Origin of the sequence: Acidovorax sp. Root70, assembly GCF_001428225.1 — a bacterium.
Classification (GTDB): Bacteria; Pseudomonadota; Gammaproteobacteria; order Burkholderiales; family Burkholderiaceae_C; genus Acidovorax.
Genome location: NZ_LMHQ01000028.1, coordinates 289509 through 308235 on the forward strand (window position 1 = coordinate 289509; position 18727 = coordinate 308235).

Annotated in this window: 16 protein-coding genes; 12 read left to right on the forward strand and 4 right to left on the reverse strand. The window is 66.2% G+C overall.

Going from position 1 to position 18727, the window contains the following annotated elements; all coding sequences use genetic code 11:
- Positions 1-210: 210 nt before the first annotated feature.
- Entirely contained in the window at positions 211-1671 is a 1461-nt protein-coding gene (locus tag ASD94_RS15930) for a short-chain fatty acyl-CoA regulator family protein (RefSeq protein ID WP_056645090.1), read from the reverse strand.
- Between the two features lie 148 nt (positions 1672-1819).
- Here ASD94_RS15930 and ASD94_RS15935 point away from each other — a divergent pair, with 148 nt between their 5' ends.
- The 11 genes from ASD94_RS15935 to ASD94_RS15985 all read left to right on the forward strand — a co-directional run bounded on the left by ASD94_RS15935 (position 1820) and on the right by ASD94_RS15985 (position 13628).
- Complete coding sequence (locus ASD94_RS15935; protein ID WP_056644715.1) at positions 1820-2215, forward strand: acyl-CoA thioesterase; 396 nt, start codon at positions 1820-1822, stop codon at positions 2213-2215.
- Entirely contained in the window at positions 2212-3369 is a 1158-nt protein-coding gene (gene prpC, locus ASD94_RS15940) for a 2-methylcitrate synthase (RefSeq protein WP_056644717.1), read from the forward strand. The genes ASD94_RS15935 and prpC overlap by 4 nt, the downstream gene beginning before the upstream one ends.
- 23 nt (positions 3370-3392) lie before the next feature.
- The gene (gene acnD, locus ASD94_RS15945) at positions 3393-6062 is read left to right on the forward strand and encodes a Fe/S-dependent 2-methylisocitrate dehydratase AcnD (protein WP_056644718.1); all 2670 of its coding nucleotides are present in this window, start codon (positions 3393-3395) and stop codon (positions 6060-6062) included.
- Entirely contained in the window at positions 6043-6603 is a 561-nt protein-coding gene (locus tag ASD94_RS15950) for a hypothetical protein (RefSeq protein ID WP_056644721.1), read from the forward strand. The genes acnD and ASD94_RS15950 overlap by 20 nt, the downstream gene beginning before the upstream one ends.
- 53 nt (positions 6604-6656) lie before the next feature.
- Positions 6657-7859 carry a 2-methylaconitate cis-trans isomerase PrpF gene (gene prpF / locus ASD94_RS15955; protein ID WP_056644723.1) on the forward strand — a complete coding sequence of 401 codons (1203 nt, stop codon included), beginning with the start codon at positions 6657-6659 and terminating at the stop codon, positions 7857-7859.
- Positions 7860-7923: 64 nt separating this feature from the next.
- Positions 7924-8790 carry an oxaloacetate decarboxylase gene (locus ASD94_RS15960; RefSeq protein WP_056644726.1) on the forward strand — a complete coding sequence of 289 codons (867 nt, stop codon included), beginning with the start codon at positions 7924-7926 and terminating at the stop codon, positions 8788-8790.
- Positions 8791-8895: 105 nt separating this feature from the next.
- Positions 8896-10293, forward strand: coding sequence for a GGDEF domain-containing protein (locus ASD94_RS15965; RefSeq protein ID WP_056644729.1), 1398 nt, complete (start codon positions 8896-8898; stop codon positions 10291-10293).
- The gene (locus tag ASD94_RS15970) at positions 10293-10634 is read left to right on the forward strand and encodes a hypothetical protein (RefSeq protein ID WP_056644732.1); all 342 of its coding nucleotides are present in this window, start codon (positions 10293-10295) and stop codon (positions 10632-10634) included. The genes ASD94_RS15965 and ASD94_RS15970 overlap by 1 nt, the downstream gene beginning before the upstream one ends.
- Before the next feature lie 136 nt (positions 10635-10770).
- A complete protein-coding gene (locus ASD94_RS15975; RefSeq protein ID WP_056644735.1) occupies positions 10771-11238 on the forward strand; it encodes a CopD family protein in 468 nt (155 codons plus the stop codon).
- A gap of 99 nt (positions 11239-11337) precedes the next feature.
- On the forward strand, positions 11338-13182 hold the full coding sequence (locus tag ASD94_RS15980) for an ABC transporter ATP-binding protein (RefSeq protein WP_056644738.1): 1845 nt from the start codon (positions 11338-11340) through the stop codon (positions 13180-13182).
- 119 nt (positions 13183-13301) lie between these two features.
- Positions 13302-13628, forward strand: coding sequence for an EthD family reductase (locus ASD94_RS15985; RefSeq protein WP_056644740.1), 327 nt, complete (start codon positions 13302-13304; stop codon positions 13626-13628).
- 33 nt (positions 13629-13661) lie between these two features.
- Here the strand turns inward: ASD94_RS15985 and ASD94_RS15990 are convergent, their stop codons facing one another.
- The gene (locus tag ASD94_RS15990; RefSeq protein ID WP_056644744.1) at positions 13662-15707 is read right to left on the reverse strand and encodes a tetratricopeptide repeat protein; all 2046 of its coding nucleotides are present in this window, start codon (positions 15705-15707) and stop codon (positions 13662-13664) included.
- 229 nt (positions 15708-15936) lie between these two features.
- Between ASD94_RS15990 and ASD94_RS15995 the strand changes: the two genes are divergently transcribed.
- Positions 15937-16260: a helix-turn-helix transcriptional regulator gene (locus ASD94_RS15995; RefSeq protein WP_056644747.1), complete on the forward strand. Its 324-nt coding sequence runs from the start codon at positions 15937-15939 to the stop codon at positions 16258-16260.
- Positions 16261-16329: 69 nt separating this feature from the next.
- On the opposite strand, the gene ASD94_RS16000 is transcribed toward ASD94_RS15995, so the two are convergent.
- Entirely contained in the window at positions 16330-17322 is a 993-nt protein-coding gene (locus ASD94_RS16000; RefSeq protein WP_056644750.1) for a tripartite tricarboxylate transporter substrate binding protein, read from the reverse strand.
- 101 nt (positions 17323-17423) lie between these two features.
- Positions 17424-18521: a beta-propeller fold lactonase family protein gene (locus tag ASD94_RS16005; protein ID WP_056644752.1), complete on the reverse strand. Its 1098-nt coding sequence runs from the start codon at positions 18519-18521 to the stop codon at positions 17424-17426.
- Positions 18522-18727 lie beyond the last annotated feature (206 nt).

Sequence of the window (18727 nt, forward strand, 5' to 3'; positions counted from 1 at the left end):
GACGGGGTGAAAGAAGTCAGAGACGCACCTTTGCGCTACCCGCCAGACATCCGGCCGGGCAGCATGGGAATTGCGCAGGATAGCGGCAATCCTGCCCCTGTGGGGCCAACATCTGGTTACAGCGAAAAATTTAAGAAAAAAGTGCCTCCAGCGCCACAGCGACATGCCTTGCAAGCTATGAAATGATGAGCATATTTCATGACCGGCCAGTCACGCCCCGGACCGAGCGGCGGGTGGCGGCGCCACCGGGTACGGCGCGAACCGGCTGCGGTTTTCGTTCACGTCCAGCGCGCGGCCGATGGGCGGAAACGCGCGCTGCGGGCAGGCGTCACGCTCGCACACCTTGCAGCCCATGCCAATGGGCACGGCGGCTTCGGGGTTGGCCAGGTCCAGCCCCCGTGAATACACCAGTTGCGGCGCGTGGCGGATGTCGCAGCCCAGCGCCACCGAGAACTCCTTGCCTGGCGCCCCCCACCCGCCCCCGCTGCGCGACACCGTGCGCGCCACCCACAAGTAGACACGCCCGTCGGGCATGCGCGCCACCTGCGGCACGGTGCGGCCCGGCTGGGCAAAGGCCTCGTACACATTCCACAGCGGGCAGGTGCCGCCGATCTTGCTGAAGTGAAAGTGGGTGGCCGACTGCCGCTTGCTGATGTTGCCCGCGCGGTCCACCCGGATGAAGAAGAACGGCACACCCCGCGCGCTGGGCCGCTGCAGGGTGGACAGGCGGTGGCACACGGTCTCGAACCCCACGCCAAACTGCTGGCCCAGCTGGTCGATGTCGTAATGTGCAGCCTCTGCGGCCCGCAAAAAGGCCGTGTAGGGCAGTACCAGTGCCCCTGCAAAATAGTTGGCCAGGCCAATGCGTGCCAGCGAACGGGCCTGGTCGCTGGACAGGCCTGCTCCATCGGCCAACCGCTGCAGCTCGGCGCCTTGCTCCAGAAACGCCAGCTGCGTCGCCATCTGAAACGCCCGCTGCCCCCGCTCCAGCCCCACGGCCAGTTGCAGCACGCCGGTGTCGGCCTGGAACACGCGCTGCGCCTGCCCCGGCAGGTCGGCCACGTCCACCACCCGCACGCCATGGGCTGCGAGCAGGCGCTGGGCCAGCGCCTCGTCCGCACGGCCGGGCAGCAGGCCCCAGTCGGCGGCGCACCGCTCCGCAGCGTCGTCCAGCTCGGCAATGTGGTTCTGGCGTGCAAAGAAGAAGTCGCGCACTTCTTCATAGGCCATGGGCGGGTGGTGGGCCATGGCGCCCTCGCCGCCCCGGTCATTGCCCAGGGCGGCCAGGCGTTCGAGCGCCTGGCGGTGGCGCTGGTGCAGCGCGAGCAGCGTGCGCGCCACGGCGGGCATGCCGGCGGCCAGCTCGCGGATCTCAGCCAGAGACACGGCATCGCCCGCGCCCTCCCCGCCCACTCCCGCAGGCAGGTCGGCCAGCACCTCGCGCAGGCCGGTGATGAGGCGCGCCTCGTCATCGTCGGAGAACCGCTGCACATCCACGCCGAACACGGCGTTGATCTTGAGCAGCACCGGCACGGTGAGCGGGCGCTGGTTCTGCTCCAGCTGGTTCAGGTAGCTGGCCGACAGGTCCAGCGCACGCGCCAGCGCCACCTGGGTCATGCCGCGTTCTTCGCGCAGGCGGCGCAGGCGCACGCCCATAAAGGTTTTTTTCATCGTTTCTTTCGCTGTGGGGTCGTGCCATTCGTTCGCAAAACCAATCTGCAAATAATTCGCAAACTTTGCAAATCACAGATGCCACCTTCGCAATCATTCGCCAATTCAGCCCTTACCGAGGGGTGACATTGTGCGTAAATTGCGAAGCATGACAACCCCTCAAGGCACCGTCGAGCTGACGGAAATCGTCTTCCCCGCCGAAGCCAACCACTACGGCACGCTGTTTGGTGGCAACGCCCTGCAGCTCATGGCCAAGGCGGCGTTTCTGGCGGCACGCGGCGCCGCAGCGCTCGACGTGGTGATGGCGGGCGTGACCGATGTGCGTTTTCTGGCCCCCGTGCCCGTGGGCCATGTGCTCACGCTGCGCGCCTGGGTCACCCGCATCGGGCGCAGCTCGCTCACCGTATGCGTGACTGGCCTGGCCGCCACGCTGGGCTCGCCACCCGATGAGGTGCTGAAGGGAATTTTTGAAATGGTGGCGGTGGATGGCAAAGGCCGCCCCGCTGCCATCACCAGCGCATATGCAAACCAGGAGACCCCATGACCACCACCGTTGAAACCCCGGGCTTCAAGCCCAAGAAATCCGTGGCCCTGTCGGGCGTGACGGCGGGTAACACCGCCCTGTGCACGGTGGGCCGCACGGGCAATGATTTGCACTACCGGGGCTACGACATCCTGGACATTGCCGAGGTCTGCGAGTTTGAAGAAATCGCCCACCTGCTGGTGCACGGCAAGCTGCCCACGCGCGCCGAACTGCGTGCCTACAAGGCCAAGCTCAAGGCCCTGCGTGGCCTGCCACTGTCGGTCAAGCAGGCGCTGGAGCAACTGCCCGCCGCCAGCCACCCCATGGACGTGATGCGCACGGGGGTCTCGGCCCTGGGCTGCGCGCTGCCCGAGAAGGACGACCACAACCTGCCCGGCGCACGTGACATTGCCGACCGGTTGATGGCATCACTGGGCTCCATGCTGCTCTACTGGTACCACTGGGCAAGCTCGGGCCGCCGCATCGAGGTGGAGACGGACGACGACTCCATCGGCGCGCACTTTTTGCACCTGCTGCACGGCACCCCACCCAGCGCGGCCTGGGAGCGCGCCATGCACACCTCGCTCAACCTGTATGCAGAGCATGAGTTCAATGCCTCCACCTTCACCGCCCGCGTGGTGGCAGGCACGGGCAGCGACATGTATTCGGCCATCACCGGCGCCATCGGTGCGCTGCGCGGCCCCAAGCATGGCGGCGCGAACGAGGTGGCCTTCGAGATCCAGAAGCGTTACGACAGCCCCGACGAGGCCGAGGCCGACATCCGCCGCCGCGTGGAGGCCAAAGAGGTCGTGATCGGCTTCGGCCACCCGGTCTACACCGTGAGCGACCCGCGCAACGTCGTCATCAAGGGCGTGGCGCGCAGCCTGTCGCACGAGGCGGGCAGCACCAAGATGTTCGACATTGCCGAGCGGCTGGAATCGGTGATGTGGGAGGTGAAAAAGATGTTCCCCAACCTCGACTGGTTCAGCGCCGTGAGCTACCACATGATGGGTGTGCCCACCGCCATGTTCACACCGCTGTTCGTCATTGCACGCACCAGTGGCTGGGCGGCGCACATCATCGAGCAGCGCATCGACAACAAAATCATCCGGCCGAGCGCGAACTACACCGGGCCCGAAGACCTGGCGTTTGTGCCCATTCAAGACCGCAAGTAAAACAACGCCCCAGCCCCACGCCCATGAACACCCTGTATCGCAAGCCGCTGCCCGGCACGCAGCTGGACTACTTCGACGCCCGCGCCGCTGTCGAAGCCCTGCAGCCCGGCGCCTGGGCCACCCTGCCCTACACCGCCCGCGTGCACGCCGAGAACATCGTGCGCCGCGCCGACCCGGCCACCGTCAATGACTGCCTGCGCCAGCTCATCGACCGCAAGCGCGACCGCGACTTCCCTTGGTACCCCGCACGCGTGGTGTGTCACGACATCCTGGGCCAGACGGCGCTGGTGGACTTGGCGGGCCTGCGCGATGCGATTGCCAAGGAGGGCGGCGACCCGGCCCAGGTGAACCCCGTGGTGCCGGTGCAGCTCATCGTGGACCATTCGCTGGCCGTGGAATGTGGCGGGTTCGACCCCGATGCATTGGCCAAGAACCGCGCCATCGAAGACCGCCGCAACGAAGACCGCTTTCACTTCATCGAGTGGACGAAAAAAGCCTTTGCCAACGTGGATGTGATCCCGGCGGGGAACGGGATCATGCACCAGATCAATCTGGAAAAGATGTCGCCCGTGGTCCATGCCGACCAGGGCGTGGCCTACCCCGACACCTGCGTGGGCACCGACAGCCACACCCCGCATGTGGACGCCCTGGGCGTGATCGCCATCGGCGTGGGCGGCCTGGAGGCCGAGAACGTGATGCTGGGCCGCGCATCGATGATGCGGCTGCCCGAGATGGTGGGCGTGGAGCTGACCGGCCAGCGCCAGGACGGCATCACCGCCACCGACGTCGTGTTGGCGCTCACCGAGTTTTTGCGCAAGGCCAAGGTGGTGGGCGCGTACTTGGAGTTCTTTGGCGAAGGCGCCGCCAAGCTCACCCTTGGCGACCGCGCCACCATCTCCAACATGGCGCCGGAATATGGCGCCACGGCGGCGCTGTTCAGCATCGACGAGCAGACACTGGACTACCTGCGGCTGACCGGCCGCGAGGCCAGCCAGGTCAAGCTGGTCGAAACCTATGCCAAAACCGCCGGTTTGTGGGCCGATGCGCTCGCAGGCGCCGTGTACGACCGCACCCTGCGCTTTGACCTGTCTACCGTGGTGCGCAACCTGGCTGGCCCCTCCAACCCACATGCGCGCGTGGCCACCTCGGACCTGGCCGCCCGGGGCATTGCGGGCCCCTGGGCCCTGCCGTCACCCGGCGAAGGCACGATGCCCGATGGCGCTGTGGTCATCGCCGCCATCACCAGCTGCACCAACACCAGCAACCCGCGCAACGTGATCGCCGCCGCCCTGCTGGCGCGCAACGCCCACCGGCTGGGCCTCACCCGCAAGCCCTGGGTCAAGACCTCGCTCGCACCCGGCTCCAAGGCAGTGGAGCTGTATTTGAAGGAAGCCGGTTTGCTGGCCGACCTGGAGGCGCTGGGCTTTGGCATCGTGGCCTTTGCCTGCACCACCTGCAACGGCATGAGCGGTGCGCTGGACCCTGCGATTCAGCAGGAAATCATTGATCGTGACCTGTACGCCACCGCCGTGCTCTCCGGCAACCGCAACTTTGACGGGCGCATCCACCCCTATGCCAAGCAGGCGTTTCTGGCCTCGCCGCCCCTGGTGGTGGCCTATGCGATTGCGGGCACGGTGCGGTTTGACATCGAAAAGGATGTGCTCGCGGTGGTGGATGGCAGCCCCATCCGGCTCAAGGACCTGTGGCCCAGCGATGCTGAAATCGACGCCGTGGTGCAAGCGGCAGTACAACCCGCACACTACCGCGCCGTGTACGAGCCCATGTTTGCCCTGCGGCAAGACCATGGACCGCGCGTATCGCCCCAGTACGACTGGCGCCCGCAGTCCACCTACATCCGCCGCCCGCCCTACTGGGACACCGAGGGCATCGGCGCGCTGGCCGCCCATCCGCGCACCCTGCAGGGCATGCGCCCGCTGGCCATCCTGCCCGACAACATCACCACCGACCACCTCTCACCGTCCAACGCCATCCTGCCCGGCAGCGCGGCGGGCGAGTACCTTGCGCGCATGGGCGTGCCGGAGGAGGACTTCAACTCCTACGCCACGCACCGGGGCGACCACCTCACCGCGCTGCGCGCCACCTTTGCCAACCCGCAGCTGGTCAATGAGATGGCCGTGGTCGATGGCAAGGTCCAAAAAGGCTCGCTGGCCCGCGTGGAGCCCGAGGGCCAGGTGGTGCGCATGTGGGAGGCCATCGAGACTTATCTGCTCCGCCGCCAGCCGCTCATCATCATTGCGGGTGCCGACTACGGCCAGGGCTCAAGCCGAGACTGGGCCGCCAAGGGCGTGCGGCTGGCGGGGGTGGAGGTGGTGGTGGCCGAGGGCTTTGAGCGCATCCACCGCACCAACCTGATTGGCATGGGGGTGCTGCCGCTGGAGTTTGGGGCAGGGGTCAACCGCAGCACGCTGGGGCTGGATGGGACGGAGGTGTATGGCGTGGAGGGCCACCGCGCGCCAGGCGCCCGCCTCACGCTGCTCATCCGACGTCAAAATGGTGCATGCGCCAAAGTACCCGTGACTTGCCGCCTGGATACGGCCGAGGAGGTTTCCATCTACGAAGCCGGGGGAGTCCTGCAGCGCTTCGCGCAGGACTTCCTGGCCGCCAGCAACGTGGAGCTGTGCACCGGCCATGAAAATCCCCCGGCTGATTTTCATGGCCAAGCCACCGCCTGAGGTGGCTGCAGCGATGTGGATCGCCATTGCACGCAATGGGCTTGAGCAAAGTACCTTGTCTCCCATGGACAACTGGCACCAGACCCTATCGGACCGCTATGGGGACACCCCGGAAATGCGCCAGAGAATGCTGCGCGCAGGCGCCGATGTGAAGGCGCGTGCATGCACGTTGGTGCTCAACCGCATTCGAGACGGGGTGCACAAAGAACAGGGCAAAACCACCATCCAATGGTCCTTCCGGGCCCGTGGAAGGCCGCAGTGCTTCGATGCCCTGCTAGCGGCAGTCCGGCACGCGCTGAGTACAGAAGGGCTGGCGACGAAAACAGGCCACACGCCACACACCACCATCAGCTACTGGGCGCCAACACGCCTGGGGCCCACACAGATGAACCCGATTGCCTGGACCATCGACGAAATCCTGCTGGTGGTAGGCCGCAACGACGAGAGCTACAGCAACCGCTACAGCTACGAAACCATCGGCCGTTGGCCCTTGCAACCCGCGCCGCCCGACCCGTCCAGCACACAACTGCCCCTCTTTTGAGCCAACCCCACCCACCACAGGGTTCACAACGGCCTGCTCACATTTTTCCAACCATGCTTACTGCCCCTCAAATCCGAATCCCGGCAACATACCTGCGCGGTGGCACCAGCAAGGGAGTGTTCTTCTGCCTTGACGACCTGCCCGCACCGGCCCAGCAACCTGGCCCCGCGCGCGACACTCTGCTGCTGCGCGTGCTGGGCAGCCCCGATCCGTACGGCAAGCAGATCGACGGCATGGGCAATGCGTCGTCGAGCACCAGCAAGGCGGTGATCTTGTCGCGCAGTACGCGGCCGGGGCATAACGTGGATTACCTGTTTGGCCAGGTGTCCATCGACCAGCCCTTCGTGGACTGGAGCGGCAACTGCGGCAACCTCTCGGCGGCGGTGGGGCCCTGTGCCATCCACATGGGGCTGATCGATGCGGCGCACCTTCCGCAGGACGGCACCTTTCCGGTTCGCATCTGGCAGGCCAACATCGGCAAGACCATCGTGGCGCATGTGCCCATGGCCCACGGGCAGGTGCAGGAGACGGGCGACTTCGAGCTGGACGGCGTGACCTTTGCTGCGGCCGAGGTGGCGCTGGAGTTCATCGACCCGGCGGACGATGGGGAAGAAGGCGGCGCCATGTTCCCCACGGGCAATGTGGTGGACACCTTGGAGGTCCCCGGCGTCGGCAGCTTTGCCGCCACGCTGATCAACGCGGGCATCCCCACCATCTTTCTCAACGCCCAAGAGCTGGGCTACACCGGCACCGAGCTGCAAGGCGCGATCAATGGCGATGCGGCGGCACTCGCGCGCTTCGAGGCCATCCGCGCCCACGGCGCCTTGCGCATGGGCGTGATCCAGCAACTTAGCGAGGCCGCCACCCGCCAGCACACGCCCAAGATCGCGTTCGTGGCCCCGCCTGCGAGCTACACCGCCTCCAGCGGCAAAACCATTGACGCCAAAGACATCGACCTGCTGGTGCGCGCACTCTCCATGGGCCAGTTGCACCACGCCATGATGGGCACAGCCGCCGTGGCCATTGGCACGGCGGCAGCCATCCCCGGCACGCTGGTCAACCTGGCAGCAGGCGGCGGCGTGCGCAGCAGCGTGCGGTTTGGCCACCCCTCGGGCACCTTGCGCGTGGGGGCCGAGGCAGCACAGATCAACGGTCAGTGGAAGGTGACCAAGGCCCTCATGAGCCGCAGCGCCCGCATCCTGATGGAAGGCTGGGTGCGGGTGCCGGGCGACAGTTTTCAAGCAAAAACGGCTTGATGCGCCTGTGAATTATGCGCCACTAGCTATCAAAAATATAGCAACTTTATCCATTCCCCATTCCATGAATACCAGACAGCAACTCAAAGCCCTGGCCCAGGCCCGCCGGGGCGTCATCGTGCCCGGCGCGTTCAACGCCCTCTCTGCCCGCGTGGTGGCCGACCTGGGCTTTGAGGCCATTTATGTGACCGGCGCAGGCGTCACCAACATGTGGTTCGGCCTGCCCGACCAGGCCTTCATGGGCCTCACTGATATCGCCGAACACACAGCGCGCATCCGCGACGCCGTGGATCTGCCGCTCATCGTCGATGCCGACACCGGCTTTGGCAACGCGCTCAACACTTACCACGCAGTGCGTGTGCTGGAGCGCGCGGGCGCCAACTGTATCCAGCTTGAAGATCAGGTCAGCCCCAAGCGCTGCGGGCACTTCAACGGCAAGGAGGTGATCAGCACCGACGAGATGCTGGGCAAGATCAAGGCCGCCGTGGACGCACGCCGCGACCCGGACACCCTCATCCTGGCACGCACCGACGCCTGCGCTACCCAAGGCTTCGAGGCCGCCGTGGAGCGCGCCCAGCGTTTTCAGGACGCCGGCGCCGACATCCTGTTTGTGGAAGCCGTCACCACGCTGGATGAGATCCGCGCCCTGCCCCAGCGCCTGGCGGCGCCGCAGCTCATGAACATGGTGATTGGCGGCAAAACCCCCATCACCAGTGCCGAGGAACTGGCCACGCTGGGCTATGGGCTGGTGCTGTATGCCAACGCGGCGCTGCAAGGCGCGGTGGCAGGCATGCAAAAGGCCCTCACCGTGCTGCGCGACCACCAGCGCATCGACGAAGACCCGGCGCTGGTGGCGCCGTTTGCCGAGCGCCAGCGGCTGGTGCGCAAGGCCGACTGGGACGCTCTGGAGGCCAAGTACACCCGACCGTAAGCCCGCTCACGGGGCCCGCACCCGTCGCGTTTTTGCCTTCAGGGCCGCACAAGCCAACGGGGCCGTGCACAATGGGTCTTTCCAGCACACCGTGCACCCAGCCTGATGCAAAGCATTTCTTCGTTGAACCTGGTGGACCTGTTGCTCGATGCCGTGTGCATCGTCCGAGCGGACAGCACGATTGTGTTTGTCAGTCCGGCGTTTGAGCGCATTTTTGGCTACGCACCCAATGAAGTCGTGGGCAAGCGCATGCTGGACATGGTGCACCCCGAAGACCTGGCTGCCACGCAGCGCCAGGCCCAGAGCGTGACGCAGGGCGAACTCCAGCTGCAGTTTGAAAACCGCTATGTGCGCAAGGATGGCTCCATTGCCCACATCCGCTGGACGGCCCGCTGGCTGCCCGACAAGCAGGTGCGGCTGGCCGTGGCGCATGACATCACCGTGCGCAAGGCCACCGAATCGATGCAGGCGGTGATCTATGCCATCTCCGAAGCCGCGCACACCACGCACAACCTGCAGGCGCTGTTCCAGCACATCCATCAGATCGTGGGCGGCCTGTTGCCCGCCACCAATTTTGCGGTGGCCCTGTACGACCCGCACGACGACCGGCTGAGCTTTCCGTACCACGTCAACGAGCATCTGCCTGCGCCCGAGCCCATGGCACTCGCCGAGGACCCGCGCTATGCCGAGGTGATTCGCGGCGGAGTCACCTTGCTGCTCACGCCGGATACACCCGTGGCAAAAGCCGCGCACTGGCACCTTGCCTCGCAAGCACCCCGGCCCGCCGCTGCCGCCCCGCATTCGGCGCAGGGGCCGCTGTACTGGCTGGGCGTGCCCTTGCAGACGCAGCGGGGCCCGCTGGGGGCATTGGTGCTGCAAAGCTATACCGAGCAAGGCCGCTACACCGACAAAGACAAGGAGCTGCTGCAGTTCGTCTCCACCCAGGTCGCTGCCGCGATTGAGCGCAAGCAGATGTACGAGCGCCTGGAGCACATGGCGCAGTACGACCAGCTCACGCACCTGCCCAACCGCCAGCTGTTTCTGGACCGGCTCAAGACAGCCCTGGCCCGCGCGCGGCGCGAGCAGACGCTGCTGTCCCTGCTGTTCATTGACCTGGACCGGTTCAAGGATGTCAACGACACCCTCGGCCACGCCATGGGCGACCTGCTGCTGCAGCGGGTGGCACAGCGGCTGCTCGAATGCGTGCGCGCATCCGACACGGTGGCGCGGCTGGGCGGCGATGAATTTGTGGTGCTGCTGGAGGGCGGCCAGGCCCGCGAGCACGCCAGCGCAGCAGCCGACAAGATCCTGGCCGCGTTTGGCCAGGACTTTGACCTGGAAGGCCAGCGCCTGTACATCCAGCCCAGCATTGGCGTGGCCATCTACCCAGAGCATGGAGGCGAGGAGCACCGCCTGCTGGGCCACGCCGACGAGGCCATGTACCTGTCCAAGCGCAACGGTGGCAACCAGGTGCGGGTGGCGCTGGTGTCCCAGCATTCCTGATGCCCGCTTCCCGGCCCATGCCGCACATGTCCAGCCCCGGCCCTGAGGCAACGGCGGCAGGTGCACGCGCCGGAGTCAAGGCGCTCCTTGTGCAGCTGGCGGTGCGATTGGGACTGGCTGTAGTGGCCGTGCCGGTGGCGCTTGCCTTCACCCTCGTGCTCTTTCCGTTCTGGTCCTGGGTGGAGCACACCACGGGCATCGAAAGCGTCGGCCACAGCGGGCCTGCCAGCTGGTGCTACCTGGCCGTCTGGGTGCCCATGGCCGCAGCCCTGTTGATGCCCCCACTGTGGCGCCTGGTGCAATCGCTCTTGCGCGGTTCGCATGGCCACGCTGAAACGTAGGGGCTCTTGGGCTGGTGCTGACCTTCTGGTGCGGATCGCCGCACAATGCACTTCCCTCGCCGTGGCACAGTCTGACGGATATGCCGACCCGGTTCCGGGCGGCTTCACAACACTTGGTGCCTTGCACCCCACACCCATGCTCTACAACGCCCTGAAGCTGGTCCATGTCCTGTCCATCATCGTGTGGGTGGGGGGCATGGTGTTTGCCCATTTTTTCCTGCGGCCTGCCGCGCAGTCGCTGGAGCCGCCACAACGTGTGCGGCTGATGCATGACACGATGCAACGGTTCTTTGCGGCAGTGACCGCCGCTGTTGCGGTGGTGCTGGTCAGCGGGCTGTGGATGATCGGCCGCGCCGCCAAGCAGGCGGTACAGACGGGCGGTGTGTTCTCCATGCCGTTGGACTGGACCATCATGGCCACGCTGGGTCTGGTGATGATCGCCATCTTCGGCCACATCCGCTTTGCACTGTTCCGGCGCCTTCAGCGCGCCGTAGCAGCCTCGGACTGGCCCGGCGGCGCCAAGGCCCTGGGCAGCATCCGCAGCTGGGTGGGCGTGAACCTGGCGCTCGGTGTGGTCATCGTGGTGATCACGCTGCTGGTCTAGCCCCCAGGCCCCGACGCGTTGGGGCTGCCCTATGTTGTTGGGCCCCACGGGCTGCCGCAGTGCGCGGCATGACCTGCCGGGGCCCCAGGAGTTTTGACGTTGTTCCGTTTGTTTGAAAGCCGACTTCCCCCCTACCCCGCCGCAGAGCCGCACCTGCCCCCCAAGGCATTTGTGGCGTTCGTGTGGGACGGCACCCGCGGCCTGCGTGGCTACGTAGCCGCCATGGCGGGGTTATCCGCAGCCATTGCGATCTATGAAGCGCTGCTGTTTGCGGTGCTGGGCCATGTGGTGGACTGGATTGCCACCACCGCACCCGGCGCGCTGTGGGCCGAGCGCCAGGGCGCACTGATCGGCATCACCGTGCTGCTGCTGGCGTCTGTGGTGCTGGTGGCGCTGCAGACCAGCATCAAGCACCAGGTGCTGGCCATCAATTTTCCGCTGCGGCTGCGCTGGAACTTTCACCGCCTGATGCTGGGCCAGAGCATGGCGTTCTACGCCGACGAGTTTGCGGGCCGCATCACCACCAAAATCATGCAGACCGCGCTGGCCGTGCGCGACATGATCTTTACGACCACCGACGTGGTGATCGGTATGGGCATCTACCTGGTCACCATCCTCGTACTGCTGGCCGGGTTTGACGCGCGGCTGCTGCTGCCCTTTGCTGCGTGGATGGTGGCCTATGGCCTGGCCTGCTGGTACTTTGTGCCGCGCCTGGGCCAGGTGGGCAAGCAGCAGGCCGATGCGCGCTCGGTGATGACCGGGCGCATCACCGATGCCTACACCAACATAGCCACCGTCAAGCTCTTCTCGCACACGCGGCGCGAGTCGGAATTTGCGCGCGCGGCGATGGATGCATTCAAGCTCACCGGCTACGCGCAGATGCGGCTGGTGAGCCTGTTCGAGATCGTCAACCAGCTGCTGGTGGTGGCCATGATTCTCGGCGCCTGCGGCACTGCGCTGTGGCTGTGGTCTGCGGGCGAGGTGGGTGCGGGCGCTGTGGCCGCCGTCACGGCCATGACACTGCGCGTGTCGGGCCACGCCCACTGGGTGATGTGGGAGATGACCACTCTGTTTGAAAGCGTGGGCACCATCCAGGACGGCATCAACACGCTGACCCGACCACGCGCCGTGGTCGATGCCCCCGATGCCAAGCCCCTGGTCGTGAAGCAAGGCGAGGTGCGCTTTGAGGACATGAGCTTTGCCTACGGCAGCGGCCCCGATGCGCGCCCGGTCATCGATCACCTCAACCTCACCATCCGCCCTGGCGAAAAAATCGGCCTGATTGGCCGCTCAGGCGCGGGCAAGTCCACGCTGGTCAACCTGCTGCTGCGCTTTCATGACGTGCAGTCCGGCCGCATCTTGATCGACGGGCAGGACATTGCCCATGTCACCCAGGACAGCCTGCGCCGCCACATCGGCATGGTCACGCAAGACACCTCGCTGCTGCACCGATCGATGCGCGACAACATCCTGTACGGCCGCCCCGATGCCAGCGAGGCCGACCTGCACCAGGCCGCCGAGCGTGCCGAAGCGGCTGACTTCATTGCTACGCTCACCGACCTGCAGGGCCGCACCGGCTACGACGCCCATGTGGGCGAGCGCGGCGTGAAGCTCTCGGGCGGCCAGCGCCAGCGCGTGGCCATTGCACGCGTGATGCTGAAAGACGCGCCCATCCTGCTGCTGGACGAAGCCACCAGCGCGCTCGACTCCGAGGTGGAAGCTGCCATCCAGCAAAGCCTGGACGGCCTGATGAAGGGCAAGACCGTGATCGCCATCGCCCACCGCCTGTCCACCATCGCCGCCATGGACCGCCTCATCGTGATGGACGCGGGGCGCATTGTGGAAGAAGGCACGCACGCCCAGCTGCTGGGCCGAGGAGGCGTGTATGCCCGCCTGTGGGGGCACCAGAGCGGCGGGTTCCTGGGCGAATCCGAAGAGGACTGAGCCCGCAGAGACAGACAGGCGCCCAGCCGCATGGGCGACACGCTGTCGCGCACGCGGCTGTGCGGCGGATGTGTTGTCCCTACGGTGGCGGGTTTCAACCACCGGATGGAATCGCACCGATGATCAAAGTCACTGCCGTTTACCGCTGGCGTGAAGGCGCCACCTTCAACCGCGACTACTACCACTCCAAGCACATGCGCATCGCCCGCGCGGCACTACAGCCGCTGGGCCTGGTGCGGCTGGAGAGCGACCGCGTTCTCTACCCCGGCGAGCCGCGCCCAGGCCAGATCGTGGCGCTGACCAACGCATTCTTCAGCGACCTGAAGCAGGCCCAGACGGCCGCCAAAGCGACGATGGCCGAACTGTCTGCCGACATTCCCAACTACACCAACATCCAGCCCGAGTCGTACTTTGCGCATGTGCTGGAGCACCCCGTAACCGCCTGAGTGCCTCGTGGGTAGGTGGTGGCTGGCCCACCCCTACCCGCGTTCGCGCAACGCCTTGAACAGCAGGCCCAGGCACACGCCCATGCCCAGCAACGGGATGGCCGCCAGCACAGCCACCACGGCACGCGCCAGAGGCGACCAGTCAAAGTCGCGCGCCGTGCGCCACGCGCCCAGCGCGGCGATCAGGCCCAGCACCAGCATGCCCATGCGGAAGCTGGCTCCGGGTTTGAAGAAAGCCATCAGCAATGCCCCATTGGCCACGCCGATCGCCAGCGCCGCATGGCCCAGGTGCCACGCAAACGCGGAGGCGGAGCGCCCATAGCGGGCATCGTCATGGGCATCGCCCTCGTCGCTCTCGTCGTCCTCTTCGCTGCGATGCGTCGGGCCTGTGCGGCTGCGCGATGGGCTGGGCGCCTGCGAACGCGGAGTCTGTGGCTCTGGCGGCCTGGCTGTACCTGGCGACGGCGGGGCACCATCACCCCGCCCCCACTCGCCTGCGGACAGACCCGCCGCTGCCGCTGCGCCCACCACCCGCGCGGCGGCCCCACCAGGGGCCTGAAGACTCGGGGCGAGTCCACGCTCTTGCAACACGGCACGCAGCCGCTCCGGCTCGCGCAGCGCCATCACCAGCGCCCGCACGGGCCCTTGCTCCTGCGGTTGGATGCGCAGGTCGGCCACCTGCATGGTCGTACCCCGCGTGTTGGCCAACATGAACAACGCCTTGGCCACCAGCGCGTCCTTGGGGCCGCCCTTGCCGCTTTCGATAAAGGTTCCCAGGTTGTAGGTGGCGTCGGCGTGGCCCGCCTCGGCCGCCTGGGCATACCAGGCGCGGGCCTGGGCCAGATTCACGGGGCTGCCGTAGCGGCCGTGCTCGTCGCTGGTGCTCAGGTGAAACGCTGCGTGCGGGTCCCCTTCGTGGGCGTACCAAGCAGGCAGGTCGCGCAGGGGGTTGCCAGTCCACACCAGGGGTGTTGCTGCACCAGGTGCGGACCCAGCCGCAGCGATCGGCGCCAGGCTGAGGCCGCCGGGCGATTCAGAGGCCTCCTGGGCCTGTTTCTTTTGCTGCACCCGCTGCCGCTGCTCTTGCGCAGCGGCGTTCCACTTGGCGGCTTGCTGCGCGTCGGCCGGGCCACCCCAGCCGCGCTCGAACATCACGGCCAGAAGGCGTTTGGCGGGTTCATGGTCCCAGTCTGCAGCGCGCTGGCACCAGGAACGCGCGTTCTCGTAGTTTGGCTGCTCCCAGCCGATCACGGTCTCCAGCGCGTGCAGAAAGGCTGCCACCTCGTGGCCCTGGGCCGCTGCGGGCTCCAGGGCGTCTGCCGCTTCAATGCGCTTGCGCGAGTACAAGGCCAGTTGCTCGCTGCGGGCCACAGCGTCATCGACTGCCTTGCGCTCTTCGTCCACGATCTGCAGCAGTGTCTCGCCCGGGGCGGCCGTCAGCCGCGCCATCAGAGCCTGAACGCGGGCCTTGGCCTTGTCCGGAAAGCGCTCGTAGAAGGCTTGGGCGTCCTTGCGGGTCTCCGCATCGTGCGCGCCCATGAGCTGCAGTGCAGCCGCCAAGTCAAAGTGCCTGCGCTGGCCCATGGTGCCAAAACGCAGGGCCCGACCCAGCGCATACAGCGCATGGGGGTTGCCACGCGCGGCCCAGCGCCGGTACTCGGCCCAGGCTTTGGCGTCATCGCCCGCCTGGCGCGCGCGGACCGCATGGCGCACCTGCAAGTCGGGCTCCTCAGGGGCGTCGCCATTGGCCAGGTAGTGCACGCCACTTTGTGGGTCATACAGATTCAGGCCCAGGCGGGCCGCCTGCTCCCAGCCATCGTCAAACGGCGGACCCCAATCTGGAAAGCGGGTGTTGATACCGACGCCAAAGGTCGGGTCGGTGATGTCAGGACCACCGAGGTAAATGTCCCAGAACCCGGCAAAGCGCTGTTCGACGGCCCGGGCCCAGGCAGTGAATTGGGGGTTCATCGGCACCTGGGGGCCGGCCTCCACGCGCTCGTACTGCGTGTCCGCCTCGGCCTTGGTGGCGGGCCAGGGCCAATCAGCGGGCTTCTCCCAGATCTGGATGGTGTAACTCACGGCTCCCTCCTCGGATGCCGCTCGGAACGCGGCTTGTTGTTTATGTTGACGCTCGTCAAGTGCGAGCAGATTCTAGAAGCGCCCTCCGCCAGCCCGCATCGCGGCACCTCCCTGTTTTGTCCAGTGATGTGCCAGCACCACACCCGGATTTCTGCTGCTGTTTTTGAGTAAAAATGGGCTGTAGCGCCCATACTTTATGTGCCAATAGCTCTTTTTTTTATAGCAAACCATGTCCCAGCCACCCCTTTCTGTCATGGCCCTTGCGATGCCTGTGCCCACCGGCGAGCAGCTCAAGGCCGCGCGCGTTGCAGCCGGGCTCAGCCAGGCGCAAGCTGCCGAACTCATGGGTTACCCACTGCAGACCGGCAGCCGGGGCGGCGTGCAGTCGCGCACCTGGCAGGCGCTGGAGAGCATGACCGACGAGCGCAACATGCAGGGACCCGTGTTCGCGATGTTTCTGTTGCTCACCGGACAGCATCCCGATCTCGTGCTCGCACATCGCTCGCCATCGACGGACGCCCCCGCGAGCGCGCCAGCGCCCAACCCGCAATAAAAAAGGCGGAACGGCCCAAAGGCAGTTCCGCCAAGTCTCTACAGGAAGAAAACAGGATCGGCCGGGCGATCAGTCCACCTTGATGTTGGCCGCCTTGATGACCTGCGCCCATTTGTCCACTTCGGCCTTCTGGAAGGTGGCGATCTGGGCCACGCTCATGTCGGCAGGCTCCATGCCAAAACCTTTGAGGCGGGTCTGCATGTCGGGCTGGGCGAGGATCTTGCGGATCTCGTCGTGCAGGCGGCTCACCACTGGGGTGGGCGTGCCGGCCGGCACAAAAATCGCCTGCCAGGACTGCACCTCGAAGTCCTTGAGCTCGGCCACACCCGACTCTGCCACCGTGGGCACGTCGGGCATGGAGGCCAGGCGCTTGGGCGACGTGACGGCAATGGCGCGCAGCTTGCCGCTCTGGATGTGCGGTGCGGCCACCACGGTGGTATCGAACATCATGTCCACTTGGCCGCTGATCACGTCCTGGATGGCGGGGCCGCTGCCCTTGTAGGGGATGTGCGTGAACTTCACGCCCGACTTGTAGGCCAGCAGTTCCACCGCCAGATGCTGTGAGCTGCCCGTGCCGGCGGACGCAGACGACAGGCCGCCCTGCTTGCCCTTGGCGGCCGTCAGCACGTCTTTCAGGGTTTTATAAGGGCTGTTGGCCGACACCACCAGCACCACCGGGTTGGTGCCGATCAGCGTGACGGGGCTGAACGACTTGATGGGGTCGTAGCCCAGCTTGGGGTACAGGCTGATGTTGATGGCATGCGAGCTGACCGTGCCACCCAGCAGCGTGAAGCCATCCGGGGCCGAGCGCGCGGCGGCCTCCGAGCCGATGCTTCCAGCCGCACCGCCCTTGTTCTCCACCACCACCGTCGTGCCCAGGGCTGTGCCGAGTTGCTGGCCGATCAGACGGGCCAGGGTGTCGGTGGTGCCACCAGCGGCAAAGGGCACCACGTAGCTGATGGCTTTGCCGGTGGGCCAGGTGGTCTGGGCCATGGCGGGCAGCGCCATCAGCGCGCCTGCAGCTGCCAGGGCTGCGGATTGGACCAGGGTTCTGCGTTGCATGTGTTTGTCTCCTAGGGGCAATGAAAAAAGGGGGCAAAGAGCGAGGGCGCCTGCGGAGGCCGTGTTGTCGGTGCAGCCTGTGAACGCACGCCCTTACTCGCTCAGGGCATATCGACGATCTCGATCCAGTTGGGGTTCTTGCCCACCGGAACGCGGGTGGGCACACCGGGAAGGCCTGTCGCGGGGTCAATGGGGTGCAGTGCGACGTGGTGCGACTCCTGTCCCGCAGCGATCAGGAAGCGGCCAGACGCGTCCACTGCAAAACCGCGCGGCGTCTTTTCGGTGGGCACATGCCCCAGGGGCTGCAGCTGCCCGGTGGCGGTATCGACGCGAAACGTGCTCAGCGTGCTGGACGTGCGCTCCGACGCATACAGCGTGCGGCCATCGGGCGATAGGTGAATGTCGGCGGCCCAGGGCTTGCCCGCAAAACCTGCGGGCAATGCTGTGGTGCGCTGCAGCGGGCGCAGCGTGCCACGCTCCTTGTCGTAGGCCATCACATGCACGGCCGCATCCAGTTCGTCCAGCAGATACAGGTGGCGCTGATCGCCACTCCAGACAAAATGGCGGGGGCCGGACTTTTCGGGCGCCACGGGGGTCAGCGCGGGCTCGTGGGCGGTGAGCTTGCCGGTCTCTGCATCAAACTTCCAGGCCGAGAGGTGGTCGCCACCCAGGCTGGTAGCAAAGACATAGCGGTTGGCTGCGTCCGCGTGGATGGCGTGCGCGTTGGGCGCGGTGGGGATGAGCTGCTGCACCGCTCCCACGACACCGTCCTTGCCAATGCTGTTGACCGTGATCTTGTGTCCGGGGTAGGAGGCTGCGAACAGCCAGCGCCCGGTGGCGTCGGTGTCGATATTGGCCATGCTGTCGGCCAACGGCGCCTCGCCCAGCTTGCGCAGCTTGCCACTCGCCGGGTCAATGGCCAGGCTGACCACCCGAAACGGCTGCGAGCGCAATGCCACATAGAGCACGCGCTTGTCCGGGCTGACGGCCATGGGCATGGCAGCGCCGCCCAGTGCCGTGGTGTCCACGGGCTTGAGCGTCCCGGCGGCGCGGTCCAGCTCCAGCACCGACACATCCTGGCTGTCTGCATTGGCCACGTACACCCAGGTGGCTGCCTGCACAGCCTGTACGCCCAGCGCGGTTGCGACGGCCAGCATCACGGGCGCGACGCGGTGATGGATACGAAATGGGATGGTCATGCTCGGTCCCCTGGTAGTGCCTTCGGCTGGACTGCGACTCTGAAGCGCGCCCGCCAGTGAGGTTGTGGTGGTTCTGCTGCGCCCGGAGACGCCATTCGCAGGGCGATTCATTGCTGCAGCATCGTGTAATTGTGATATGTCGTCATACAACAAGGAATGCATTCTGACCCATCTTCAGCGCTGACAGAGAAAGGGATTACCCGATG

Coding starts and splice junctions, on each gene's coding strand:
- ASD94_RS15960 (WP_056644726.1), top strand. CDS start 7,924: ATGAATACCAGACAGCAACTCAAAGCCCTGGCCCAGGCCCGCCGGGGC.
- ASD94_RS15965 (WP_056644729.1), top strand. CDS start 8,896: ATGCAAAGCATTTCTTCGTTGAACCTGGTGGACCTGTTGCTCGATGCC.
- acnD (WP_056644718.1), top strand. CDS start 3,393: ATGAACACCCTGTATCGCAAGCCGCTGCCCGGCACGCAGCTGGACTAC.
- ASD94_RS16000 (WP_056644750.1), bottom strand. CDS start 17,322: ATGCAACGCAGAACCCTGGTCCAATCCGCAGCCCTGGCAGCTGCAGGC.
- ASD94_RS15930 (WP_056645090.1), bottom strand. CDS start 1,671: ATGAAAAAAACCTTTATGGGCGTGCGCCTGCGCCGCCTGCGCGAAGAA.
- ASD94_RS15995 (WP_056644747.1), top strand. CDS start 15,937: ATGTCCCAGCCACCCCTTTCTGTCATGGCCCTTGCGATGCCTGTGCCC.
- ASD94_RS15975 (WP_056644735.1), top strand. CDS start 10,771: ATGCTCTACAACGCCCTGAAGCTGGTCCATGTCCTGTCCATCATCGTG.
- ASD94_RS15985 (WP_056644740.1), top strand. CDS start 13,302: ATGATCAAAGTCACTGCCGTTTACCGCTGGCGTGAAGGCGCCACCTTC.
- ASD94_RS15970 (WP_056644732.1), top strand. CDS start 10,293: ATGCCCGCTTCCCGGCCCATGCCGCACATGTCCAGCCCCGGCCCTGAG.
- prpC (WP_056644717.1), top strand. CDS start 2,212: ATGACCACCACCGTTGAAACCCCGGGCTTCAAGCCCAAGAAATCCGTG.
- ASD94_RS15950 (WP_056644721.1), top strand. CDS start 6,043: ATGGCCAAGCCACCGCCTGAGGTGGCTGCAGCGATGTGGATCGCCATT.
- ASD94_RS16005 (WP_056644752.1), bottom strand. CDS start 18,521: ATGACCATCCCATTTCGTATCCATCACCGCGTCGCGCCCGTGATGCTG.
- prpF (WP_056644723.1), top strand. CDS start 6,657: ATGCTTACTGCCCCTCAAATCCGAATCCCGGCAACATACCTGCGCGGT.
- ASD94_RS15935 (WP_056644715.1), top strand. CDS start 1,820: ATGACAACCCCTCAAGGCACCGTCGAGCTGACGGAAATCGTCTTCCCC.